Raw genomic sequence first — 23,817 nt, forward strand, 5'->3', positions numbered from 1 at the left:
TTTCATGGGATTGAGCCGCACCATTTTGGCGCGCAAGCTGATGCGTGAAGGAGAGATCCCATGAAACGCATGAAAAGACTGACCGTGACAAAACTGCAAAACCTGAAATCCGTGGCGCTGTTTGTGCTGATCCTGTTGGGAGGGCTGGCGGAAGGCCAGCGGGCCGAAGCTGCCGGACAAGAGAGCCTTGTGGTGGCTGGCGGCTGTTTCTGGTGCGTGGAAAGCGATTTTGAAAGCGTGCCCGGGGTGATTGAAGCCGTCTCCGGCTTTACCGGAGGCAGCGCCAAAAACCCGACCTACAAACAGGTCACCAGCGGCGGATCCGGTCACTATGAGGCGGTGAAAATCACCTTTGATCCGGCGCAGGTCAGCCGGGGGCAATTGCTGGATATGTTTTTCCGCTCAGTAGATCCCACCGATGCTGGCGGGCAGTTCTGTGATCGCGGAGACAGCTATCGCACGGCGATTTTTGTGGAGGGTGCTGCGCAGAAAGCCACCGCAGAGGCCGCAAAGGTGAAGGCGCAGGCGCAATTGGGTCAGACCGTTGTGACCCCGATCCTTTCTGCCAAAACCTTTTACCCGGCGGAGGCCTATCATCAGGACTACTACAAAGGCAGCAAGATTGTGCTGACCCGCTTTGGCCCGAAACGCCAGAGTGAGGCCTATAAACGCTATCGCAAGGCCTGTGGGCGGGACGCACGGGTGCAGGAGCTCTGGGGCAAAGACGCGCCGTTTGTGGGGCATTGATCGCGGATGTTTCAGGGGGCTTTGCCCCCGTCACAGCAAGCTGTGACTCCCCCAGGATATTTGGATCAAGAGGAAGAGAAGCGGTGACAGACCCGGATCAGAACCGAGCCTCTGTCACCTCTTTAAGATCTGGGATCACATCGGCGGTGCCCTGGCGCGTCACCATCAAGGCCGCAGCGCGCATGGCAAGCGCAATGGCCTGTGGCATCGGCAGCCCGCGATCGCGCGCAGCCAGCACATAGCCGGTGAAAGTGTCCCCCGCGCCGGTGGTGTCGACGGGGGTGACCACATGCGCCGGGAAATCCTGTCTTTTGCCCTTGTGGAGCCAGCGCGCACCTTTCCCGCCAAGCGTGATGATGACATCTGGCACGCCCAGTTGCTCTGGTGTCTGTCCGGTGGCTTCTTCTAACTGTGTGGCTTCAACTTCATTGAGGATCAGGAAATCAAGAAACGGCAAAACTTCGGTGACAGCGGCGGCCTCAAAAGGCGCGGCGGCATAGGCGATATAGAGATCAAGATCGCGCGCCATTTTTGCGGCTTTACACTGATTTAGGGTCTCATTTTGCATCAGAAGCGTGTCACCGGGGCTGGCCTCTGCAAGGGCTCCGGCCAGTGTGGTCTGAGGGATCGCATGATTGGCTCCCCGCAGCAGCACGATGCTGTTTTCGCCCGCCTGATCCACCATGATGATGGCCTGCCCGATTGGCGTTTCAGGCAAAGCGGCGATGTGGCGGGTATCGACGCCAAACTCCATCAGCCGCTCCTGCGCCCAGTGGCCATCATGGCCAACCGCACCAATATGCACCGCATGGGCCCCGGCGCGAGCGGCGGCCACGCTCATATTGGCCCCTTTGCCCCCCAGACCACGTGTGAAGCTGCTGGCGGCAAGGGTTTCTCCAGCCTGCGGCAGATGGGGCACGTGATAAAAGAGATCGGCATTGATGGAGCCAAGATTGTAGATCGCCATCGGGTCTGCTCTGATTTGATTATTGACCATAAAATCAAAAATTTAAGCTATCACGTAGGTCCTTTCTAGCAGAATTATCACAAATGATACTCTCAAAGCGAATGCCTTGTCTAATTTACGTTCTAAGTTGACTCCACCGCTCCAAATCGCGGTATAATGCCGACACCACTACTTACACACACCATATCTGGTGTCCTGCCTGCAGAACCAATTGAGATTGCGGATACCAAATTCGCGATGGTGCCAAGACCAACTTGGATAACTGTGTAGGAGGTGGAAAGATGGTCAAAGTTAGTTCATATGAACGCCATCGCTTCGGCCGACGGGAATATGTTCGTGAACATACCCGTCATTGGCCGAAACCGCGGCAGGTGCAGCTGCCACTTTTTAGTTAGGTCTAACTAACTGGTCGAGGTCTGCTGTAAACAGCAGGCCTCGGTTGGTATTACACTACATTTTGTATAACTACGCAAGAGCACATGTACTTCTAAGTAATTGTATTCTATTGAGGAATTTTAGTTTTCACAGTAAAACGTGAAAAAACAAAGAGTTAGAAATCTATTTCTTAGACCTTGTTTGCGCTCGAAATAGTAAGTGTTTTCCCGGCGCCAACTCGCATTTGACGTTTCGAAGAACCTAAGCGTTTGCTATCTGAAGAGAACCAAACCTTGGGGGGTTCTGAGCAGTGAAAGGCGACAAGCCAACCGTCACGCCGATGATGGCGCAGTATCTGGAGATCAAAGCGCAATATCCGGATGCGCTTTTGTTTTATCGGATGGGTGATTTCTATGAGATGTTCTTTGACGACGCGGTGGCGGCGGCAGAGGCGCTTGATATTGCGCTCACCAAACGCGGCAAGCACAGTGGCGAAGATATCCCCATGTGTGGCGTGCCCCATCATGCCGCAGAAGGCTATTTTCTGACCCTGATCCGCAAAGGCTTTCGGGTGGCGGTCTGTGAACAGCTGGAAAGCCCGGCGGAAGCCAAGAAACGCGGCTATAAAGCGGTGGTGAAGCGGGATGTGGTGCGGCTGGTGACGCCGGGCACGCTGACCGAAGACAGCCTGTTGGATGCGCGGCGACATAATTTTCTGGCCGCTTACAGCGTGGTGCGCGATGAAGCCGCGCTGGCCTGGGCGGATATTTCCACCGGGGCCCTGCATGTGATGCCGCTGGCACCGGTGCGGCTGGCCCCGGAACTAGCGCGGCTGGCGCCAAGTGAGCTTTTGGTGGCGGAGGGATCTGAGCGGGATCTGGCCCCAATTGTGGACGATATGGGGGTGCCACTGACCTCTGTCTCACGTGGAAGTTTTGACTCTGTTTCAGCGGAAAAACGTGTATCTGCGCTTTTCAAAGCCTCATCGCTGGAGGCCTTTGGAACATTCACACGGCCCGAAGCCGGGGCGCTTGGGGCGATTGTCGATTACCTTGAGTTGACGCAGAAGGGCAAGCTGCCGCTGTTGCAGGTGCCTGTACGAGAAGCCACGCAGGGTGTGATGCAGATTGATGCGGCCACGCGGCGCAATCTGGAACTTACCGCAAGCCTGTCAGGCGGACGGGCCGGATCGCTTTTGGCCACGATAGACCGGACGGTGACCGCCGGGGGGGCGCGGCTGCTGGAGCAGCGGGTGTCTTCGCCGTCGCTGCGGCTGGCCACCATTCAGGGGCGGCTTGAAAGCGTGTCCTATATGGTGGCGCATCGCAGCGAGGCCGGCGACGTCAGAGAGGCGCTGCGCAAGGTGCCGGATCTGGACCGGGCCTTATCACGCCTGTCGCTGGATCGGGGCGGGCCACGGGATCTGGCCGCCATTCGCAACGGGCTTGGCCAAGCCGGAGAGCTGGCAGAACGGGCCTATGCCGGAGAATTGCCAGATGAGCTCACGGCGGCGCGCGGGGCGCTCCAAGGGCATGAGGCTTTGCTCACCCAGCTTGAAGATGCGTTGATTGCGGAGCCGCCTCTATTGGCGCGCGATGGGGGCTTTATTGCGCCCGGATTTGACCCGGAACTGGACGAAAGCCGAGAGCTGCGCGATCAGGGGCGCGGCGTGATTGCCGGGATGCAGGCGCAATACAGCGAACAGACGGGCATTGCCGCGCTAAAGATCAAGCACAACAATGTGCTGGGCTATTTCATCGAGACCACCGCAAAACATGCGGATGCAATGATGTCACCACCACTGAATGAAACCTTTATTCACCGTCAGACCACGGCCAATCAGGTGCGCTTTACCACCGTGGAACTGAGCGAGATGGAAACCAAAATCCTGAATGCCGGAAACCGGGCGCTGGAAATTGAAAAGCGGCTCTACGAGAGCCTGAAACACGCCATTCTGGACTGTGCCGGGGCCGTGGCTGCCGCCGCGCGAGCCTTGGCGGAATTTGATCTGGCGACGGCGCTGGCAGAGCTGGCCGCAACGGAAAACTGGACCCGTCCAGAGGTGAATGAAAGCTATGATTTTGCCATTGAGGGCGGACGGCATCCGGTTGTGGAAGCGGCGCTGCGCAAGACTGGCGATCCTTTTGTGGCCAATCACTGTGATCTGTCGGGGGGCGATGCGGCGAGCATCTGGCTTCTGACCGGTCCGAACATGGCCGGTAAATCGACCTTTCTACGGCAGAACGCGCTGATTGCGCTCTTGGCGCAGATGGGCAGTTTTGTGCCTGCGGATCGGGCGAAGATCGGGCTTGTGAGCCAACTTTTCAGCCGCGTGGGCGCGAGTGATGATCTGGCGCGGGGACGCTCCACATTTATGGTGGAGATGGTGGAAACCGCCGCAATCCTCAATCAGGCCGACGACCGCGCGCTGGTGATTTTGGATGAGATTGGCCGGGGCACCGCGACCTATGATGGCTTGTCGATTGCCTGGGCGACATTGGAACATCTACATGACGTGAACAAATCGCGTGCGTTGTTTGCCACGCATTACCATGAGATGACACAGCTGGCCGGGAAGATGGCGGGCGTGGACAATGCCACCGTTTCTGTGCGTGAGTGGGAAGGCGAAGTGATCTTCCTGCATGAGGTCACCCAGGGGGCCGCAGATCGCTCTTACGGCGTACAGGTGGCGCAGCTCGCAGGGTTGCCCAAAGCGGTTGTGGCACGCGCGCGTGTGGTTCTTGAGGCGCTGGAAAAAGGCGAGCGAGAGGGCAAGACACAGAAGGCGTTGATTGATGATCTGCCGCTTTTTGCTGCCGCCCCACCGCCGGTGGCTGCGCCGCCGAGTGGTCCGTCTCCGCTACAGGAGAAACTGGCGGAGATTTCGCCAGACACGCTAAGCCCGCGCGAGGCGCTGAACCTGATTTATGAGTTGAAGGATATGGCCGACGGGTGATGTCCGCTGTCTACGCGACAGGCGCCTTTTTCAGATCGGCAAGAAAAAAGCCTCCGAATTTTTCGGAGGCTTTTTTATTTTGTCCGTCACCCGCTGCTTAGGCCGGGGTGGAGCTCACACCCACCTGTGCGGGGCGCAGCAGGCGGTCATGCAGCATGAAGCCCTGAGCGGAAACCTGAATGATGTCGCCGGCCTTTGTGCCGGGCACAGGCGCTTCAAACATGGCTTCGTGCACGTTTGGATCAAACTTGTCGCCCACCTCAGGGGAGATCACTTCGATGCCATGTTTGGAGAAGGTTTTCAGCAGCTCACGCATGGTCAGCTCGATGCCTTCGATCAGCGCGGAAGAGGCCGCTTTCTGTTCTTCTGTGATGGATTCAACTGCGCGTTTCATGTTGTCGAACACAGGCAGCATGTCGCGGGCCAGCTTGGAGCCGCCATATTGTTCGGCATCCCGGCGGGCTTTGTCGCCACGCTTGCGGGCGTTTTCCGCATCGGCCAGCGCGCGCATCCAGCGGTCTTTCAGCTCATCACGTTCGGCACGCAGCTCATCCAGCTCTACCGCCTCATCTGCGAGCTCATCCAGGCTCTGGGCAAATTCTTCCGCTTCGGCTTCTGCGATGTCATCCAGAAACTCATTGTCTTTGGGCTCTGCCATAAGTCACCTCTAACCGCGGTCGGTGATCAACTTCCCGACCAATTGTGCCGTATAATCCACTATCGGCACGATGCGTCCATAGTTCAGGCGCTTGGGTCCAATCACACCCACAGCACCCACGATCTTTCGATCAGCGTTCATATAGGGAGACACCACCAAAGAGGAACCCGAAAGTGAAAAAAGTTTGTTCTCAGAGCCAATAAAAATGCGCACGCCGTCGCCCTGCTCTGCCAAATCAAGAAAATCAGCAATGTCTTGTTTACGTTCGAGGTCATCAAACAGGCTGCGGATGCGCTCCAGATCCTGTTCTTCCTGATCTGTGCCCAGAAGATTCGCCCGGCCCCGGACAATCAGACGCTCCCGCTGATCACCTTCGTCTGCCCAGAGCGCGAAGCCGTTTTCCACCAAATCCGCGGCCAGGCTGTCGATCTCCTGACGGCGGTTGGTGATCTCTTCTTTCACTGCGCTGCCCAACTCGCTCAACGTGCGACCCTCTGCGACGGCATTGAGGAAATTGGCCGCCTCGCGCAGGGAGCTTGGGGTTTGGCCAGCAGGCGGTGTGAAAAGACGGTTTTCGACATGTCCGTCTGCAAAGACCAAGACAACAAGGGCGCGATCATGGGCCAGAGAGACAAACTCAATATGTTTGATCGGAGCCTCATGTTTGGGAGCCAGCACAAGAGACGCCCCCTGTGTCACCCCCGACAGCGCGGTGGAGACGCGATCCAGCATGTTGGAGACATCCGCGTCCCCTGCTCCCATTGTGGCGTCAATACGCTGGCGATCGCCTTTGTCGAGATCGCCGACCTCCAGCAGACCGTCGACAAACATCCGCAACCCCTGCTGTGTCGGCACACGCCCCGCCGAGACATGCGGGCTGTCCAGAAGGCCGAGATATTCCAGATCTTGCATCACATTTCGGATGGTCGCGGCACTGACTTTCTCTGAAAGCGTGCGTGTCAGGGTGCGTGAGCCAACCGGATCACCAGTTTCAAGATAGCCCTCGACCACGCGCCGGAACACCTCGCGGCTGCGCTCGTTCATGTCCTGAAGAATTTTGCTGCTGTCTGTCATTCGCCCGTGCCTTTGTCTTCTCAATAAAATAGCCTCAAAGGCAAAGGTCAATCGGGGTTGCGTCCGACCTTGCGCGGCGGGTATCCCCAACCCAAACCAATAAAGGAAATTTGCCCATGCGTCCCTCTGGCCGTCAGCTCAATGAAATGCGTGAAGTCTCCATCGAAACCAATGTGACGAAACACGCCGAAGGCTCCTGTTTGATCAAGATGGGCGACACCCATGTGCTTTGCACCGCCTCTCTGGAAGCCCGTGTGCCGCCCTTTATCAAAGGCTCCGGCCTCGGCTGGGTGACCGCCGAATATGGCATGCTGCCCCGCTCCACCTCGTCGCGGATGCGCCGTGAAGCCACCTCTGGCAAGCAAGGTGGCCGGACTGTAGAAATTCAGCGCCTGATCGGCCGCAGCCTGCGCGCTGGTGTGGATCGTGTGGCTCTGGGCGAGCGTCAGATCACGGTTGATTGTGATGTCATTCAGGCCGACGGCGGCACGCGCTGTGCCTCCATCACCGGTGGCTGGGTGGCGCTGCGTCTGGCGGTGAACAAACTTCTGAAAGCAGGCGATATTACCTCTGATCCGCTGATTTCTCCGGTCGCTGCGGTGTCTTGCGGCATCTATGCCGGTCAGCCAGTGCTGGATCTGGACTACCCGGAAGACAGCGAAGCCGGCGTGGATGGCAACTTCATCATGCTGGCCAATGGGCAGATGATCGAAACGCAGATGTCCGCAGAAGGCGCCACCTATTCCCGTGCACAGATGAATGAATTGCTGGATCTGGCCGAAAAAGGTGTGGCCGAACTTGTGGCGGCACAAGAGGCAGCAGTTGCGGCATGACCCGTAAATTCACGGATAAAAAGCTGCTGATGGCGACCCACAACAAAGGCAAGCTTGAGGAGATGATGCATCTCCTTGAGCCCTTTGGCGTGAGCGTCATTGGCGCGGCCGAGATGGATTTGCCGGAGCCGGAAGAGACCGAGGACACCTTTGTCGGCAATGCCCGTATCAAGGCGCATGCAGCGGCAAAAGCCACCGGCCTCCCCGCCCTGTCTGATGACAGCGGCATCACCATTGACGCGCTCAATGGCGCGCCGGGCGTGTATACGGCCGACTGGGCGGAAACCGGCAATGGCCGTGATTTCACCATGGCGATGACCCGCGCGCATAATGAGCTTGAGGCAATCAACGCCCCCCATCCCCGTTTGGCACAGTTTCGCTCTACGCTGGTTCTGGCCTGGCCTGATGGGCATGATGAGGTGTTTGAGGGCGTGGCCCCTGGCCATCTGATCTGGCCTCTGCGGGGCAAGGATGGCTTTGGCTATGATCCCATGTTTGTGCCCGAAGGCCATGATGTGACCTTTGCGGAAATGGACCGCTGGGAAAAGAACAAGATCAGTCATCGCGGCCGCGCGGTGAAAGCCTTTGTGGCCGGTTGTTTTGGCTGAGGATTGGCAAAACGGGGGCTTTGGCCTGTATATTCACTGGCCGTTTTGTCAGGCCAAATGCCCCTACTGCGATTTCAACAGCCATGTGAGCCGTGAAATCGATCAAAACCGTTGGATGCGCGCCTATCTGCAAGAACTGGATCGGGTGGCGGCGCTCACCTCCGGTCGGGTTTTAAATACTGTTTTCTTTGGTGGTGGCACCCCCAGCTTGATGGACCCGGATGTGGTCGCCGCCATTCTGGAACGCGTGTTCAAGCTCTGGCCCAGATCCAATGACATGGAAATCACGCTTGAGGCGAACCCGGGATCTGTCGAAGCAGGGAAATTCGCCGCGTTTCGCCAAGGTGGTGTGAACCGCATTTCGATGGGCATTCAGGCGTTAAATGATGCGGACCTGCGCCGTTTGGGGCGCATTCATTCAGTTGATGAGGCCAAACAGGCCTTTGATATCGCGCGGAAAACCTTTGATCGGGTGAGTTTTGACCTGATCTATGCGCGACAGGATCAAACCTTGCAGGATTGGCAAGCGGAGCTGCGCGAAGCGCTTTCCATGGCGATTGATCACCTCTCTCTCTATCAACTCACCATTGAACAAGGCACGGCCTTTGGCGACCGGTATAACCGTGGCAAGCTGCGCGGATTGCCAGAAGATGATCTGGCGGCGGATATGTATGAGGTGACACAGGAGATCTGTGCTGCGGCAGGTATGCTGCCCTATGAGGTGTCCAATTACGCGGCGGTTGGATCGGAATCCCGGCACAATCAAATCTATTGGCGCTATGGCGATTACGCAGGGATTGGCCCCGGAGCCCACGCGCGCCTGACTTTATATGGCCAGCGGCATGCAATTGAAACATGGCGCAATCCAACCAAATGGTTGGAAGCGGCGGAGGCCGGAACTGGTGAAAACCTGAAAGAACAGATTGATCTGCCAGACCAAGCTGCGGAGTTTCTGATGATGGGGCTGCGTTTGTCAGATGGGGTTGATCTGAGGCGGTATGAAGCTTTGTCAGGCACTGGCCTTGGCGGGGCGCGTGTCGAAGGGCTGCAAGAGCTTGGGCTGATTGAACTCTCTGGTCATCAGCTTAAGGTGCTGCCACAGGGGCGTATGGTGTTGAACTCTGTCCTGGCTGAACTCTTGGTGGAATAGATGCGCATTCTTTGGCTCTTTGGTGGATTGCTCTCTGTGGGACTCGCGCTGATTGGCGTGGTCCTGCCCCTTTTGCCAACGGTGCCATTTTTACTGCTGGCTGCTTTCTGCTTTGCACGCTCTTCTGAGCGGCTGCACAATTGGTTGCTGTCTCACAAAACCTTTGGCCCCATGATTGAAGATTGGCATCGCAGTGGAGCCATTCGACCAAATGCAAAAAAGGCGGCCACCGTGTCGATTGCCGCCGTTTTTGGGGTTTCTTTGATTGTTGGGGTCAAAACCTCGGTTTTGCTCATTCAGACCGTGGTTTTGAGCGCGGTACTTTTTTTTATCTGGACGCGCCCTAATTCGTAGACGTCAAAATCCGGCACAATTCATCCAACTCATCAAGTGTTTGATAAGTAATCGTAATTTTCCCATTTTCGCCGCCGGATACGTGATCAACGGCCACTTTCATGCCCAAATTCGCCGAAAGATCGCCCTCTAGCGCGACTGTATCGGCGTCCTTACGTGTCTTTGGTCGAGATTTTTTATTTTGCTCGACGAGAGAGCCTGTTTTTTTCGCCAGTTTTTCTGTCTGGCGCACAGACAGACCGTCTTTCACAACTTTGCGTGCCAGATCAGAGGCATTTTCGGAGGTCACCAACGCGCGCGCATGGCCGGCAGACAGATGGCCTTCACGCAACATCGACTGCACATCATCCGGCAGATTGAGCAAGCGCATCAGATTGGCGATATGGCTGCGGCTCTTGCCAAGTGCTTCTGATACTTTCTCCTGCGTGTGGCCAAACTTCTGCATCAGCTGGCGATAGCCCATCGCCTCTTCAACTGGGTTCAGATCAGCCCGCTGAATGTTTTCGATGATCGCAATTTCGAGCACTTCGGTATCATCGTATTCCCGGACAATGATGGGCAGCTCATGCAGCTTTGCCATCTGAGAGGCGCGCCAACGGCGCTCACCGGCGACAATTTCATAGCGGTCGTTCGCTTTTTTCCGAACGATCAGCGGCTGAATGACGCCTTTTTCCCGAATGGAATTGGCCAGATCATCGAGCTGTTCCGGCGTAAAGTCGCGCCTTGGCTGATCCGGATTGGGCTCAATCCGTTCAATTGGCACCACAAGATCGGCACGTCGCGGGGCTTCCCCCGCTTCCTGACGGGTTTTCTCTTCGGTCACATCCGCCATCAATGCGCTGAGGCCGCGGCCGAGGCCACGCGGTTTTTTCTTATCTGCCATTTGGAGCCTCCCTTAAGCGGCGATCTTATGATTTTTCACAAGCAATTCTTTGGCGAGCGCACGATAGGCCTCGGCCCCTTTGGATGTTGGATCATAATCCAACACCGGTTGCGCATAGGATGGGGCCTCTGACACCCGCACATTGCGCGGGATTTTGGTATCAAACACCAGATCCCCCAGATTGTCGCGCGCGTCTTCTTCCACCTGTTGTGACAGGTTGTTGCGCGCATCAAACATGGTCAGAACAATGCCTTCAACGCGCAGACCAGAGTTGGCTGTTTGGCGCACTTCGCGCACGGTCAACATCAACTGTGACAGTCCTTCGAGCGCGAAAAACTCACTTTGAAGTGGGATCAGAACAGAATGCGCGGCGATCATGGCATTCACCGTCAAAAGGTTCAGCGATGGTGGGCAATCAATCAGGACATAGTCAAAGCCGTAAGGATCCATTGCGGTTTGGCGCAAGGCATCATGCAGCAGAAAGCTGCGCTTTTCGTTGGACATTAGCTCGATATCCGCCGAACTGAGATCCACCGTTGCCGGGACGATCATCATATTCTCAGATTCTGTTTTCTGAATGACGTCTTCCAGCTCAACTTCGCCGGTCAGCAAATCATAGGTCGTGTTATTGCGATCTTCGATCTCAACGCCCAATCCTGTGGAGGCATTGCCCTGCGGATCGAGATCCACCAAAAGCACACGACACCCCTCCTCCGCGAGAGCGGCGGCAAGGTTGATGGTGGTGGTGGTTTTGCCCACGCCGCCTTTTTGATTGGCGACGGCGATGATCTTGGGGCCCTTAGGGCGTGTGGGATCCGACACGTTTAATCTCTCCGACCTTCAGGATGACCGCTTCAGGGTCCGTAATACTTTTTACCACTTGGCACTCAAATGACCACGATTTCTGAGCCGTTTCGACCTCTTTTTCCCAACGTGCGCCTTTTGGGAACACGGCTTGACCGGATGCCTTCAAATGCCGCTCTGCAAAATCAAACAGAAGAGAGAGATCGGCCAGCGCACGGGCGGAAAGGACATCTGCATTCTGTGGCGCGGCTTTTTCAATGCGCTCAGAGATGACCGTGGCCTGCCCCCCAGTTTCGCGCAAAACCGTGCGCAGAAAAGCGCATTTGCGTTGATCACTTTCGATCAATGTCACTTTCTGAGGGGCCTCTGGCTCCTGCTGCATGAGGGCGATGACCAGTCCGGGAAAGCCCCCTCCGCTGCCAATATCCACCCAGTGATTGGCATTGGCCGGCGCGGATTTCAACACCTGCACGGAATCCAGAATGTGCCGGGTCCAAAGATCTTTCAGCGTGGATTTAGACACCAGATTGATCCGCGGGTTCCATTTTTGCAGAAGATCCGCAAGCGTTTCCAAACGATCCAATGTTTCACGTGAAACATTCAACTGTGATTTAACGGTATCTGGACAGGACATCAGGCAGTTTTCGCTTTCTGAGCTTGACGCAGCTTGGCCAACAGCAAAGTCAGCGCCGCAGGTGTCATCCCATCAATACGCCCCGCCTGCCCCAGATTGGAGGGGCGCACAGCGTTGAGTTTGGTCTTGAGCTCGTTGCTCAGCCCATCAATCACATCAAAGTTAAAATCAGCGGGAATGATCTGTGTCTCATCGCGGCGCATGGCCTCAACGTCACGCTTTTGCCGCTCAATGTAGTTGGCATAGAGAGCGTCACGTTCGAGTTGCAGCTGAACCTCTTCATCCATTGCCCCAAAACGCGGATCAAGCGCTGTGATATCTGCGAAGCTGACTTCTGGGAAGGCGAGCACCTGAAAAGCGGTACGGCGATTGCCATCCTGATTGACCGCGATTCCAGACGCTTTGATCTCTTTGGGCGTAAACCCTTTCTCTTCCAACATGGCTTTGCCAGAGGTGAGTTTCTCCAATTTGTCGGAGAAGGCAGCTTTACGTTTTTCCCCGATCAGTCCCAAATCAAGCCCAATTGGCGTCAATCGCTGGTCCGCATTGTCCGCGCGCAACGACAGGCGGAACTCGGCGCGTGAGGTGAACATGCGGTAGGGTTCTGTCACCCCGCGCGTGATAAGGTCATCCACCATCACGCCAATGTAGCTGTCAGAGCGACTGAAGTGATGCGGATCCCTGCCCTGTGCGGACAAGGCCGCATTGAGACCGGCAACCAGCCCCTGTGCCGCCGCCTCTTCATATCCGGTCGTGCCGTTGATCTGCCCGGCCAAGAAGAGACCAGGCACGGATTTCACGCCAAGTTCGGCATTGAGCGCGCGCGGATCAATATAGTCATACTCAATGGCATAGCCCGGCTGCACAATTTCCACATCTTCAAGGCCGTACATTGAGCGCACATAGGCCTCCTGCACATCTACGGGCAAAGAGGTGGAGATCCCGTTTGGATACACCGTGTCATCATCCAGACCTTCTGGCTCAAGAAAGACCTGATGAGACTCCTTATCCGCGAAGCGCACAATTTTATCTTCGATGGATGGACAATACCGTGGCCCAACCCCGTCGATATGGCCGCCATACATAGCAGAGCGATCAAGGTTCTCGCGAATGATCTCATGGGTTTTGGGATTGGTATGGGTGATGCCACAGGCAATTTGACGCGCGAGAGGGGCTTTGTTCAGGAAGGAGAAAACAACAGGGGCTTCATCCCCCGGCTGGCTGGCCAACAGATCCCATTTGATGGTCTTGCCGTTCAAACGCGGTGGCGTACCAGTTTTCAGGCGGCCCAGAGGCAGGCCAAAACTGTCGATGCGCTCGGCAAGCTTGACGGAGGCCTCATCACCCATCCGCCCGCCAGGACGCGAGACATCGCCAATGTGAATGACACCGCGCAAAAAGGTGCCTGTTGTCAGGACGACGGCATGCGCAGAAATTTCAGAGCCATCTGCAAGGATCACGCCGCGCACGGCCTGCCCTTCCATACGAAAATCCGTGGCTTCGCCTTCGACAATTGTCAGATTTGGTGTGGCTTCGATCTCTGCCAGCATCTCTGTGCGGTAAATCTTGCGATCAGATTGCGCGCGTGGGCCTTGTACTGCGGGGCCTTTGCGGCGGTTAAGAAGGCGAAACTGAATACCCGCCTTATCCGCGATACGGCCCATCACACCGTCCAGCGCATCCACTTCACGCACCAGATGGCCTTTACCAAGGCCCCCAATCGCAGGGTTGCAGGACATGACGCCAATGCCGGATTTCTTCAGCGTGATAAGCGCCGTTTGGGCCCCCATACGCGCAGCCGCGGCGGCAGCGTCCGCTCCGGCATGTCCGCCGCCCACAACAATGACGTCAAAATGTTTCACGTGAAACACTCCTCAAGTTTGATCTATTTTCCGATGCAGAAGCTCGAAAAGATCTCATCCAACAGGTTCTCTACATCGACATGGCCGACGATGGAATCAAGAGCACGAATCGCGCTGCGCAGTTCTTCGGCACCGATATCATAGTGATCCGGCCCCAAAGCGAGAATGGCCCGTCCAGCATCAAGCGCATCAGATGCCCGTTTCATCGCAATGCGGTGTCGCTCACGGGTTGCCACACCAGAACGGCCAGCCTGCTCCGAAAGCTTTTCTGTGATCTCCGCGACCAGCTCTGACACACCAAATCCGGTTTTCCCTGAAATCGCGTTCTGAGGATCCGCCAGCATATCGGCCTTGGCAGATCGCATCACATCATTGGGCAAAGGGGTGAAATCTGGATCTTCGCCCTCAGATTTCAGGAACACACGCAGATCTGCGGCCTCTGCCCGTTCCCGCGCGCGTTGAATGCCAATGCCTTCGACATGATCATCCGTTTCACGCAATCCGGCTGTGTCGAGCAAAGTCACTGGCAGGCCATTCAGCTCCATACGGACTTCGATCACATCGCGCGTGGTGCCGGCATATTCAGAGGTGATCGCAGCTTCGCGCCCGGCAAGCGCATTCAGCAAAGTCGATTTTCCGACGTTGGGCGCACCAAGAATGGCAACCTCAAATCCCGTGCGGATACGTTCGGCTGTGTCTACTCCGGCGATCTCTGTGTCGAGTTCCGCGCGCACGCCGGACAAAAGCGCTGTAACCTCTGGGGTCACATCAACGGGGACATCTTCATCGGCAAAATCAATGGTGGCTTCGATCAGAGCTGCGGCGCGGATCAGATCACTGCGCCATTTGCCCGCGAGATCCCCAAGATCGCCAGACAAAACACGCAAGGCTTGCCGACGTTGCGCTTCGGTCTCTGCATCTATCAAATCCGCCAAGCCCTCGACCTGCGCCAGATCAAGACAGCCATTCTCCAAAGCGCGGCGAGTAAATTCGCCCGCTTCGGCCAGGCGCAGACCTTCCATCTCTGACAGCTCTCGCAACACCGCATTCACCACGGCGGTGGAGCCATGCAAATGCAGCTCAAGCACCTCTTCGCCGGTGAAGCTGGCTTTCTCTTCGAAATAGAGCACCAAAGCCTGATCCAGACGCCGGCCCTTGTCATCTTTCAAAAGTTTCAGAGCGGCAAAACGGGGTTTGGGCAAAGCCCCAAAGAGCGCTCTGCCCGCCTCCGCCACGCGGGAACCGGACACACGAACGACAGCGACCCCCGCTTTACCGGGGGCCGTTGCTAAGGCAAAAATTGTGTCAGGCACATAGGCCATGTCACGTTCCTTAGGTGTTCATCGAGTCAAAGAACTCGCCATTGGTTTTGGTCTGCTTGAGTTTGCCAAGCAGGAATTCGACAGCATCGGTTGTGCCCATCGGGTTGAGAATGCGGCGCAGCACAAAGGTCTTCGCAAGATCGCCTTTGTCGACCAGCAGATCCTCTTTGCGGGTGCCGGATTTGAGAATGTCTATCGCCGGGAAGACACGCTTGTCTGCCACTTTACGGTCGAGCACGATCTCAGAGTTACCGGTGCCTTTGAATTCTTCGAAGATCACCTCGTCCATGCGCGAGCCGGTGTCGATCAACGCAGTGGAGATGATGGTGAGCGAGCCGCCCTCTTCGATGTTACGGGCCGCACCAAAGAAACGCTTGGGACGTTGCAATGCGTTGGCATCCACACCACCGGTCAGAACTTTACCAGAGGATGGCACGACAGTGTTGAAAGCGCGACCAAGTCTTGTGATGGAGTCCAGAAGGATCACAACATCTCGTTTGTGTTCTACAAGACGTTTGGCTTTCTCGATCACCATTTCAGAGACGGCAACGTGACGTGTTGCGGGTTCGTCAAAGGTTGAGGAAATCACCTCACCTTTCACAGAACGCTGCATATCTGTCACCTCTTCCGGACGTTCGTCGATCAGAAGAACGATCAAATAACATTCCGGATGGTTTGCTTCGATGCTGTGCGCGATGTTTTGCAGCAATACGGTTTTACCGGTGCGCGGTGGCGCCACGATCAGAGAGCGCTGTCCCTTGCCAATTGGGGCCACAAGGTCGATCACACGAGCGGAGCGATCTTTGATGGTGGGATCTTCGATCTCCATCTTCAGACGCTCATCGGGATAGAGCGGTGTGAGGTTGTCAAAGGCGATCTTATGCTTGGCCTTCTCTGGGGCCTCAAAATTGATCTGAGAGACACCTGTGAGGGCAAAGTAACGCTCATTATCGCCCGGGGCTGTCATAACCCCATTCACGGTGTCACCGGTGCGCAGAGAGTACTGACGGATCATATCTGGGGAGACATAGATGTCATCCGGACCCGGAAGATAGTTGGCCTCTGGAGAGCGCAGGAAGCCAAAGCCATCTTGCAGCACTTCCAACACGCCTTCGCCGGAGATTTCCCATCCATCATCTGCACGTTCGCGCAGAATTTGGAACATCATCTCACCTTTGCGCATGGTGGAGGCGTTTTCGATCTCCAGCTCTTCGGCCATCGCCAAGAGATCTTTCGGGCTTTTGGCTTTCAAATCGCCAAGCGCGAGCTTTTCTTGTGTCATGGAAATATCCTGTGCTGCCCGAAATGGGGGCAGGTCATGTGCTCTTTATATGGAAGACACTTAGCCCGGACGGGCCAGTTGGCGCTCCTTCTAAGCCAAATGGAGGGCTTGAGTCAAACCCCTTAGAATTTGACGACGACGGACAGGACAATGATCACCATGAGCAGCGTTGGCACCTCATTCATCATTCGGTACTGACGACCGGTGAGCGTGTTTTCATTGCGACCAAACTTTTTGCGCATCTGCATGAGCCAGTGATCATAGGCTGTCATGGAAATCACACCAAAGGCTTTGGTGTAGGGCCAGACAGAAGACCAATCAACAATGCCAGGGGTGAAGACAAGCGTCAGACCGGCGAGCCATGTGGCAATGCTTGCTGGGCTCATGATGTAGCGCTGAAGTTTGAATTCCATAATCTTCAGCGTTTCATCAAGCTGATCCCCCTTCTCTGCTCTTTCTGCATGATAGACGAAGAGCCTCGGCAGATAGAACAGACCAGCCATCCAGCTCATCACTGCCATGATATGGAACGAGAGAACGTAGGGATAAATATCTACGAGAAAGTAGCCCATGGCGAAGTGTACCTCGGTTTTGGGTGCGCGCCCTGTCTGAGCCTCTCTAATAAAATAAATATATATAGAAAAGGATGATGATTTAGTTGGGAGGACAAAACCTGTGGATTATTGAATCCTCCCATGAGTTACGCACAGGGGGATAGAAATTCGGAAGGATTTTCAGAAATTTGGACAAAAGTTAAAAGTTGTTAACGTTTTCAAGCGGATCGAGAAAAGATGACAGATTTATGAGTGTGGATAACTGTGAGGATGGATTTGTATGTGGATGATTCCTCCCCTGAAAAAAGTTTTCCTCATCCACGGTGCAGGAAAACGGGGGATCTTCGTGAAGTGGCAGGGTGTTTCCCCAGCTTGCAAATTTCCGCAGAAGTTTCCAGAAAGGACTCCAAAGATGTTCCCTCCCTTCTCCACGGATTTATCCACATGCCCGCACCCTTGATTCTTGCGTCAGGCTCCGAGATACGTGCTCAGCTCCTATCTAAATCGAATGTTGGTTACGAAATCATTAAAGCGCGTGTGGATGAGGATATGATCCGCCGTTCTTTGCAGGCGGAGGGGGCCTCCCCACGCGATGTTGCCGATGCGCTGGCCGAGGCCAAAGCGCGCAAGGTGAGCCTCAAACATCCTGAGGCTTTGGTGCTTGGATGTGATCAGGTGCTGGATTTTCAGGGCACGATCTTTTCCAAACCGGCCAGTGTGGAAGATGCGCGCAATCAGCTTCTTTTGTTGCGGGGCAATCGCCATATGCTTTTGTCTGCGGCAGTGATCTATCAAGGGGGCGAGCCCTTGTGGCGGCATGTGGGGGTGGTGCGTTTGCAGATGCGCCAATTCAGCAACGACTTTCTTGAGGATTACCTCTCGCGCAACTTTGACAGCATTCGCCATTCCGTTGGCGGCTATAAGCTGGAAGAAGAAGGCGTGCGGCTGTTTGACAAGATTGAAGGGGACTACTTCACTGTGCTTGGGATGCCGCTTTTGGAAATACTGTCTTATCTGACCTTGCGGGGAGATCTACCAACATGAGTCTGCCATCTATTCCTCTGGCTGGTGTGATCGGGCACCCGATTGCCCATTCCAAATCACCTTTGCTGCATGGGCACTGGCTGAAGACTTATGACATTCCCGGACATTATGTGCCGTTGGAGGTTGAGGCCGAGGCGCTTGGGGATGTGTTAAAAATGATGCCGAAGATGGGGTTTGTGGGCTGCAATGTCACAATCCCGCACAAAGAGCATGTGGTGCAATATGTTGATCAGATCACCGATCGGGCCACTTTGATTGGCGCGGTCAATACGCTGATCTTCCGCTCGGATGGTGGCATTCTTGGTGACAACACCGATGGCTATGGGTTCATTGAAAACCTGCGCCAAGGGGCGCCTGACTGGGATGCCGCAGCCGGGCCTGCGGTGGTCTTGGGCGCAGGCGGTGCAGCGCGTGCAGTTGTGGCCTCTTTGCTGGATGCTGGCGCGCCGGAGATCCTGCTGACCAATCGCACCCGGATTCGCGCGGACAATCTGCGCGAAGACTTTGGGGCGCGGGTCAAAGTGGTGGAATGGGTGCAGGCTGGCAATATTCTGGAAGAAGCCGCCACGCTTGTTAACACGACTTCTCTGGGCATGGCTGGGAAATCAGAACTGCGCGTTCCGATGGATGGGCTGCGCAAGGAAACGGTTGTGACAGATCTGGTCTATACGCCGCTGATCACAAGCTTTCTGAAAACGGCTCAGGAGGCCGGTTGTGTCACTGTGGATGGTCTGGGCATGTTGCTGCATCAGGCGGTGCCGGGTTTTGAACGCTGGTTTGGCCGGCGTCCTGTGGTGGATGACGCAACCCGTCAGGTGGTGCTGGGATGAGCGAAAAAAGACGCCCATTTTTGCTTGGGCTGACGGGCTCTATTGGTATGGGGAAATCCACGACGGCGCAGATGTTTGTCGATCTGGGCTGTGCGGTGTGGGATGCGGATGCGGCGGTGCATCGGTTGTATCGCGTCGATGGGGCGGCCGTTGCGCCAATTTCCGACGTCTTGCCGGAAGCGATTGAGGATGGTGCCGTGTCGCGGGAGCGGCTGAAGGCAATGATCAGTGCGGATGCGGCTGTTTTGAAAACTATCGAGCGCATTGTGCACCCTCTTGTGGCGCAGGACCGTGCCGCATTCATTCAGAATGCCACTGCGGAGATTCTGGTTTTTGATATCCCGCTTTTGTTTGAAACCGGGGGGGATGGTGCCATGGATGCGGTGGCCTGTGTGAAAGTTGCGCCAGACATTCAACGTGCGCGGGTTTTGGCGCGGGGCACGATGAGTGAAGCGCAGTTTGAGCAGATCCTCGCGAAGCAAATGCCAATCGCAGAGAAGATCGCACGCTCTGACTATGTGGTGCACACGGACACGCTTGACCAAGCGCGTGCGCAGGTGGAGAAGATCGTCAACACCATCAAAGAGGGCGCGGATCATGCGTGAAATCGTACTTGATACGGAAACCACCGGGTTTGATCCGTTTTCAGGTGACCGGATTGTCGAGATTGGGGCGCTGGAACTCTATAATCATCTGCCAACGGGGGAGACCTATCACGTCTACATCAACCCGATGCGCAATATGCCTGCTGAGGCCTTTGGCGTGCATGGGATCGGGCCGGATCTGCTCGACAGCCCACGTGAAGCACAGCCCGGTGAGGTGACGTTGAAAGACAAGAAGGTCTTTGCCGCTCATGGGCAGGGATTTTTGGATTTCATTGGCAATGACAGCAAGTTGGTCATTCACAATGCAAAATTCGACATGAAGTTCCTGAATGCCGAACTGAGCTGGATGAACCTGCCACAGATCCCGATGGAGCGGGCTGTGGATACGCTGGAAATGGCGCGTACCAAATTTCCCGGCTCCCCGGCCACGTTGGATGCGCTGTGCCGTCGTTTTGGCATCGACAACTCATCGCGGACCTTGCACGGCGCGCTGTTGGACTCCGAAATTCTGGCAGAGGTCTATTTGGAGCTGATTGGTGGTCGCCAGCCGGATCTGGTGCTGGCCTCTGGTGGTGCCGGACGCAGTGCCGGAGGTGCGGTACAGGATGACTGGCGCCCAAGTGCGCGCCCTGCCCCGCTTCCGAGCCGGATCACCGCGGAGGAAGAAGCACGTCATAAGGAATTTGTAGAGAAGATGGGCGAAGACGCCCTATGGGCCAAGCTGGGCTAGGCCAGAGTGGCGCCGCCCCAAAGGGCAGCGCCGACTGTCTTAGTTGACTGCAGGCTGTGCGCCCTGCTCTGCGGCGCGGCGCTGAAGCTCGGCGCGGTAGAGCGCGACAAAGTCGATGTTTTCCAGGTTCAGCGGTGGGAAGCCGCCATCGCGTGTCACATCAGAGACGATGCGGCGCACGAATGGGAAGAGCATGCGTGGGCATTCGATCAAAAGGAAGGGATGCAGTTGATCTTCTGGCACGCCTTCGATGTGGAAGACACCGGCGTAGTCGAGTTCAAGAATGAACATCTCACCGCCGTCTTCTTTGTTTTTGGAGGTGATGTTCAGCTTGATAGCCACTTCAAACTGATTGTCCGCAGTGCGCTTTTTAGCGTCAAGGTTGACTTGAACCTGAACGTCTGGCTGTGGGTTTGCGGCGGAGCCTTTTTGAGCCAGAATATTCTCAAAGGACATGTCACGCACAAATTGGGTCAGCACATTCATTTTAAGCTGAGGCGCCTGCGCTGCACCGTTTTCGTTTTCCGCCATGGGAACTCTCCAAAAAATAACGTTTGGCCTGCTTTAACAGGTCAAAAGGGGTGTCTCAATGCTTAGTCCAGCCAGAAGGCGGGTGTGTGGACTTTTTGACCCCCTCTATCTGATCGGTTGGGGATTGCGGCTTTGGATCCACCTCGGAAAACTCGCCATCAATCACATCTGAACGGCCCGCATTTCGGCGCTGATCTGCGTGAAAGCCCGGACCTGCGTGGAAATGGGTGGATTGGGTGCCGCCCATCGTGAAACTTTGAACCCGCACGCGTTTGCGCGCGTAATGAAACATAGCACTGCGGAATGGCGGCGTGAGCAAGGCGAAACCCACAGCATCAGTGAAAAATCCAGGCGTGAGGAGAAGGACACCAGCGATGAGGATCATGGCACCATGGGCCAGAGGCTCGGTCGGGTCGTCCAGCTCATTGAACGACTTCTGGACACTGCCTAGGGCTGCAATACCCTGGCTGCGCACCAGATGCGTGCCCAAAATCGCGGTGAGAAGTACAATTGCGAGGGTCGGCCAGAGACCAATCGCTCCGCCAACGCTGATGAAAAGGGCGATCTCAATCATGGGGATCGCAACAAAGGCCAACAAGAGCCACATCTTAGCTTTACTCCAATGCATCCTTTGGCGAGGTAGACTTGACCCCGCCTGTAACTTACATAAGTGCGTGAGAACGCTGTTTCCATGCCCAACATGAGGTTCAAATGAACTCCTCCCTTCTTCAACTCCTCGTTCTTGCCGGTATTGCGGTGTTTTTGATTTTGCGGTTGCGCAATGTTTTAGGCACGCGAGACGGCTTTGAGCCTCCGCGCGAACAGGCCACATCACAGACACAACGCCGGGCGCCGGATCTGGAAGTGATCGAAGGGGGGCCGGATCAGGACATTCTGGATCATGCCGAAGAAGGCAGCGCACAGGCCATTGCTTTGGCCAAGATGAAATCGGCAGAGCAATCCTTTGGTGTCAGTGACTTTCTGGGAGGCGCGCGTGGCGCGTATGAAATGATCCTCATGGCCTTTGAGAAGGGCGAGCTTGCTGAGATCAAACCCTTCCTTGGCGAAGAGGTCTATGACAGCTTTGCCCAAGTGGTGGAGATGCGCGAGACGCAGGGGCTGACCGTGGAAAGCGAGTTTATCGGCGTGCGCGAAATGGCACTGCAGGATGCGCATTTTGATGATGCCACCAAAGAAGGTGAGATCACTGTTCGCTATATTGGGGAACTGACCCATGTGGTGCGTGACAATGGTGGTGACATTGTTGAGGGCAGCGAGAGCCAGATCAAGCGGCAGAAGGACGTCTGGACCTTTGCCCGCGTGATGGGATCGGATGACCCCAACTGGCAGCTTGTTGTCACGGGCGAATGATCCGGGCGTTTCGGGCGGCGCTGGCCGCGGCCCATCTGGGGCTCATCTGCTTGACCGGAGGGGCCGCCTTGTCCGAAACATCCATGAAAATTCTTTCTTTCGAAGACCTTGACGGTTGGGCGGCAGATGATCACGAGGCTGCCCGCCAGGTCTTTTTGAACACGTGCGCTGATCTGGATGCGCCGGATTGGCAAACGCTTTGTGCGGCGGCCACGGGCATCAAAGATGCACGCAAGTTCTTTGAGCTGCTGTTTCGTCCTGTGCTGATCGAAGAAGAGGGCAAAGAGGCGCTGTTCACCGGGTATTTTGAGCCAGAGCTGGACGGCGCCTTGTCGCCCAGTGGGCGCTATCGGTTTCCTGTGTACCGCATGCCGCGTGAGGCCCGCAGCGGGCAGTGGCTGACACGCCGTCAGATTGAGACCAGTGGGGCGATGCAGGGACGTGGCTTAGAAATTGCCTGGGTGGATGATTCCGTCGAGTTGTTTTTCCTTCAAATTCAAGGATCTGGTCGCATTCGCCTTCCCAACGGATCCTATGTGCGTGTGGGTTATGGGGGCTCTAACGGGCACAATTATAGTTCGGTCGGGGCCGAGTTGGTGCGGCGCGGCGTTTATGCACCGCATCAGGTCAGCGCGCAGGTGATCAAGAATTGGGTCAAACGCAATCCGACGGCTGGGGCGGAGCTGTTGCGGCACAATGACAGCTTTGTGTTCTTTCGCGAAGTCAGCCGTGTGCCCGCACACAAAGGCCCTCTGGGGGCGATGAACCGCTCCATCACCGAGATGCGCACCGTAGCCGTGGATCCGAAGTTTACCCCTTTGGGCGCGCCTGTGTGGGTGGAAAAAGATGGGGCCACATCTTTGCGTCGTCTGATGATTGCACAGGATACAGGCTCGGCGATCAAAGGCGCGCAGCGGGCGGATATTTTCTTTGGGACGGGCGATGCGGCTGGTCTTGAAGCGGGCAAACTCAAAGATCCAGGGCGTATGATTGTCCTGCTGCCCATCCAGCGCGCCTATGCGATGTTGCCGGAGTCTGTGTTGTGACACGCCGGAAATTGAGTGAGGATGAAGTGGCGCTTTGGCGCAAGGTTGCGGATACCGCTGAGCGGCTCAATCCAACCGCTAAGCCGCATGATCTTCCTAAGCCGAAACCCAAGCCACAGAAGACGCCAAGAGCCCATTCTGCGCGTGATGTGATGCCTGCCTTTACCGTTGGCTCGCGGGCGCAAAGCCCCCTGCCCGGCCATGATTTGATGGGCACGGTTTCAGAGCGCGTGGCGCGCCAGCCGGTGCAGATGGACAAGAAAGCCTTTGGCCGCATGAAACGTGGCAAGCTTGTGCCAGAGGGCAAGATTGACTTGCATGGCATGACGGCGGATCAGGCCCATGGCGCGCTGACAGGGTTTATTCTGCGGGCGCATGGTGAAGGCAAACGGCTGGTGCTGGTGATTACGGGCAAGGGCAAATCCAAGCGTGACGACGGCCCTATTCCGACACGGCGCGGGGTGTTGAAACATCAGGTGCCGCAGTGGTTTGCCCTGCCCCCTTTGAAAAGCTGCATCCTGCAAGTGGCCGAAGCCCATATCAAACACGGCGGCACTGGAGCGTATTACGTGTATCTAAGACGTCGGTGACAGGCCT

Annotated in this window: 25 protein-coding genes; 13 read left to right on the plus strand and 12 right to left on the minus strand. The window is 56.1% G+C overall.

Going from position 1 to position 23,817, the window contains the following annotated elements; translation table 11 throughout:
- Positions 1–60: 60 nt before the first annotated feature.
- The gene (msrA, locus tag J7382_RS01205) at positions 61–747 is read left to right on the plus strand and encodes a peptide-methionine (S)-S-oxide reductase MsrA (RefSeq protein ID WP_247744773.1); all 687 of its coding nucleotides are present in this window, start codon (positions 61–63) and stop codon (positions 745–747) included.
- Between the two features lie 97 nt (positions 748–844).
- Here msrA and J7382_RS01210 read toward each other — a convergent pair whose 3' ends face one another.
- A complete protein-coding gene (locus tag J7382_RS01210) occupies positions 845–1,714 on the minus strand; it encodes a ribokinase (RefSeq protein WP_209066553.1) in 870 nt (289 codons plus the stop codon).
- 715 nt (positions 1,715–2,429) lie between these two features.
- On the opposite strand from J7382_RS01210, the gene mutS reads away from it, so the two are divergent.
- Positions 2,430–5,045 carry a DNA mismatch repair protein MutS gene (gene mutS / locus J7382_RS01215; protein ID WP_209067539.1) on the plus strand — a complete coding sequence of 872 codons (2,616 nt, stop codon included), beginning with the start codon at positions 2,430–2,432 and terminating at the stop codon, positions 5,043–5,045.
- 97 nt (positions 5,046–5,142) lie between these two features.
- On the opposite strand, the gene J7382_RS01220 is transcribed toward mutS, so the two are convergent.
- Together J7382_RS01220 and hrcA are read right to left on the minus strand one after the other, a co-directional pair.
- Positions 5,143–5,703: a nucleotide exchange factor GrpE gene (locus J7382_RS01220; protein WP_209066555.1), complete on the minus strand. Its 561-nt coding sequence runs from the start codon at positions 5,701–5,703 to the stop codon at positions 5,143–5,145.
- A gap of 9 nt (positions 5,704–5,712) precedes the next feature.
- Positions 5,713–6,777 (minus strand): heat-inducible transcriptional repressor HrcA, encoded by a 1,065-nt coding sequence (hrcA, locus tag J7382_RS01225; protein WP_209066557.1) that lies wholly within the window; start codon positions 6,775–6,777, stop codon positions 5,713–5,715.
- Between the two features lie 116 nt (positions 6,778–6,893).
- Between hrcA and rph the strand changes: the two genes are divergently transcribed.
- The 4 genes from rph to J7382_RS01245 are packed head-to-tail and all read left to right on the plus strand — an operon-like array spanning position 6,894 to position 9,722.
- Positions 6,894–7,610, plus strand: a complete 717-nt coding sequence (gene rph / locus J7382_RS01230; RefSeq protein ID WP_058238779.1) for a ribonuclease PH — start codon at positions 6,894–6,896, stop codon at positions 7,608–7,610.
- The gene (gene rdgB, locus J7382_RS01235; RefSeq protein WP_209066559.1) at positions 7,607–8,218 is read left to right on the plus strand and encodes an RdgB/HAM1 family non-canonical purine NTP pyrophosphatase; all 612 of its coding nucleotides are present in this window, start codon (positions 7,607–7,609) and stop codon (positions 8,216–8,218) included. The genes rph and rdgB overlap by 4 nt, the downstream gene beginning before the upstream one ends.
- Positions 8,211–9,368: a radical SAM family heme chaperone HemW gene (gene hemW / locus J7382_RS01240; RefSeq protein WP_209067541.1), complete on the plus strand. Its 1,158-nt coding sequence runs from the start codon at positions 8,211–8,213 to the stop codon at positions 9,366–9,368. The genes rdgB and hemW overlap by 8 nt, the downstream gene beginning before the upstream one ends.
- Positions 9,369–9,722, plus strand: coding sequence for a YbaN family protein (locus tag J7382_RS01245; RefSeq protein WP_209066561.1), 354 nt, complete (start codon positions 9,369–9,371; stop codon positions 9,720–9,722).
- On the opposite strand, the gene J7382_RS01250 is transcribed toward J7382_RS01245, so the two are convergent.
- The 7 genes from J7382_RS01250 to J7382_RS01280 all read right to left on the minus strand — a co-directional run bounded on the left by J7382_RS01250 (position 9,712) and on the right by J7382_RS01280 (position 17,081).
- The gene (locus J7382_RS01250) at positions 9,712–10,605 is read right to left on the minus strand and encodes a ParB/RepB/Spo0J family partition protein (protein WP_209066563.1); all 894 of its coding nucleotides are present in this window, start codon (positions 10,603–10,605) and stop codon (positions 9,712–9,714) included. The genes J7382_RS01245 and J7382_RS01250 overlap by 11 nt on opposite strands.
- Positions 10,606–10,617: 12 nt before the next feature.
- Positions 10,618–11,427, minus strand: a complete 810-nt coding sequence (locus tag J7382_RS01255) for a ParA family protein (RefSeq protein WP_209066565.1) — start codon at positions 11,425–11,427, stop codon at positions 10,618–10,620.
- On the minus strand, positions 11,405–12,043 hold the full coding sequence (rsmG, locus tag J7382_RS01260) for a 16S rRNA (guanine(527)-N(7))-methyltransferase RsmG (RefSeq protein WP_209066567.1): 639 nt from the start codon (positions 12,041–12,043) through the stop codon (positions 11,405–11,407). Before rsmG ends, J7382_RS01255 begins: the two co-directional genes overlap by 23 nt.
- Positions 12,043–13,905 carry a tRNA uridine-5-carboxymethylaminomethyl(34) synthesis enzyme MnmG gene (mnmG, locus tag J7382_RS01265; RefSeq protein WP_209066568.1) on the minus strand — a complete coding sequence of 621 codons (1,863 nt, stop codon included), beginning with the start codon at positions 13,903–13,905 and terminating at the stop codon, positions 12,043–12,045. The genes rsmG and mnmG overlap by 1 nt, the downstream gene beginning before the upstream one ends.
- A gap of 23 nt (positions 13,906–13,928) precedes the next feature.
- Positions 13,929–15,227, minus strand: coding sequence for a tRNA uridine-5-carboxymethylaminomethyl(34) synthesis GTPase MnmE (gene mnmE / locus J7382_RS01270; RefSeq protein WP_209066569.1), 1,299 nt, complete (start codon positions 15,225–15,227; stop codon positions 13,929–13,931).
- Between the two features lie 10 nt (positions 15,228–15,237).
- Complete coding sequence (gene rho / locus J7382_RS01275) at positions 15,238–16,509, minus strand: transcription termination factor Rho (protein ID WP_209066570.1); 1,272 nt, start codon at positions 16,507–16,509, stop codon at positions 15,238–15,240.
- A gap of 122 nt (positions 16,510–16,631) precedes the next feature.
- A complete protein-coding gene (locus J7382_RS01280) occupies positions 16,632–17,081 on the minus strand; it encodes a CopD family protein (protein WP_209066571.1) in 450 nt (149 codons plus the stop codon).
- A 426-nt stretch (positions 17,082–17,507) separates the two neighbouring features.
- Between J7382_RS01280 and J7382_RS01285 the strand changes: the two genes are divergently transcribed.
- Genes J7382_RS01285 through dnaQ form a run of 4 tightly spaced genes read left to right on the plus strand, consistent with a single transcriptional unit; the run spans position 17,508 to position 20,272 of the window.
- Entirely contained in the window at positions 17,508–18,107 is a 600-nt protein-coding gene (locus J7382_RS01285) for a Maf family protein (protein WP_209066572.1), read from the plus strand.
- On the plus strand, positions 18,104–18,937 hold the full coding sequence (locus J7382_RS01290; RefSeq protein WP_209066574.1) for a shikimate dehydrogenase: 834 nt from the start codon (positions 18,104–18,106) through the stop codon (positions 18,935–18,937). The genes J7382_RS01285 and J7382_RS01290 overlap by 4 nt, the downstream gene beginning before the upstream one ends.
- A complete protein-coding gene (coaE, locus tag J7382_RS01295) occupies positions 18,934–19,542 on the plus strand; it encodes a dephospho-CoA kinase (protein ID WP_209066576.1) in 609 nt (202 codons plus the stop codon). Before J7382_RS01290 ends, coaE begins: the two co-directional genes overlap by 4 nt.
- A complete protein-coding gene (gene dnaQ, locus J7382_RS01300; RefSeq protein ID WP_209066578.1) occupies positions 19,535–20,272 on the plus strand; it encodes a DNA polymerase III subunit epsilon in 738 nt (245 codons plus the stop codon). The genes coaE and dnaQ overlap by 8 nt, the downstream gene beginning before the upstream one ends.
- A gap of 39 nt (positions 20,273–20,311) precedes the next feature.
- Here dnaQ and secB read toward each other — a convergent pair whose 3' ends face one another.
- Both secB and J7382_RS01310 read right to left on the minus strand, forming a co-directional pair.
- Complete coding sequence (gene secB, locus J7382_RS01305; protein WP_209066580.1) at positions 20,312–20,803, minus strand: protein-export chaperone SecB; 492 nt, start codon at positions 20,801–20,803, stop codon at positions 20,312–20,314.
- 55 nt (positions 20,804–20,858) lie between these two features.
- Positions 20,859–21,410 (minus strand): FxsA family protein, encoded by a 552-nt coding sequence (locus tag J7382_RS01310; protein WP_209066581.1) that lies wholly within the window; start codon positions 21,408–21,410, stop codon positions 20,859–20,861.
- A gap of 104 nt (positions 21,411–21,514) precedes the next feature.
- Between J7382_RS01310 and J7382_RS01315 the strand changes: the two genes are divergently transcribed.
- Genes J7382_RS01315 through J7382_RS01325 form a run of 3 tightly spaced genes read left to right on the plus strand, consistent with a single transcriptional unit; the run spans position 21,515 to position 23,810 of the window.
- Positions 21,515–22,174: a Tim44/TimA family putative adaptor protein gene (locus J7382_RS01315; protein WP_209066582.1), complete on the plus strand. Its 660-nt coding sequence runs from the start codon at positions 21,515–21,517 to the stop codon at positions 22,172–22,174.
- On the plus strand, positions 22,171–23,220 hold the full coding sequence (locus J7382_RS01320; protein WP_209066583.1) for an MltA domain-containing protein: 1,050 nt from the start codon (positions 22,171–22,173) through the stop codon (positions 23,218–23,220). The genes J7382_RS01315 and J7382_RS01320 overlap by 4 nt, the downstream gene beginning before the upstream one ends.
- Positions 23,217–23,810, plus strand: a complete 594-nt coding sequence (locus J7382_RS01325) for a Smr/MutS family protein (RefSeq protein ID WP_209066584.1) — start codon at positions 23,217–23,219, stop codon at positions 23,808–23,810. Before J7382_RS01320 ends, J7382_RS01325 begins: the two co-directional genes overlap by 4 nt.
- The last annotated feature ends 7 nt before the right edge of the window (positions 23,811–23,817 follow it).

This window comes from Shimia sp. R11_0 (assembly GCF_017744035.1).
Taxonomy (GTDB): Bacteria; Pseudomonadota; Alphaproteobacteria; order Rhodobacterales; family Rhodobacteraceae; genus Shimia; species Shimia marina.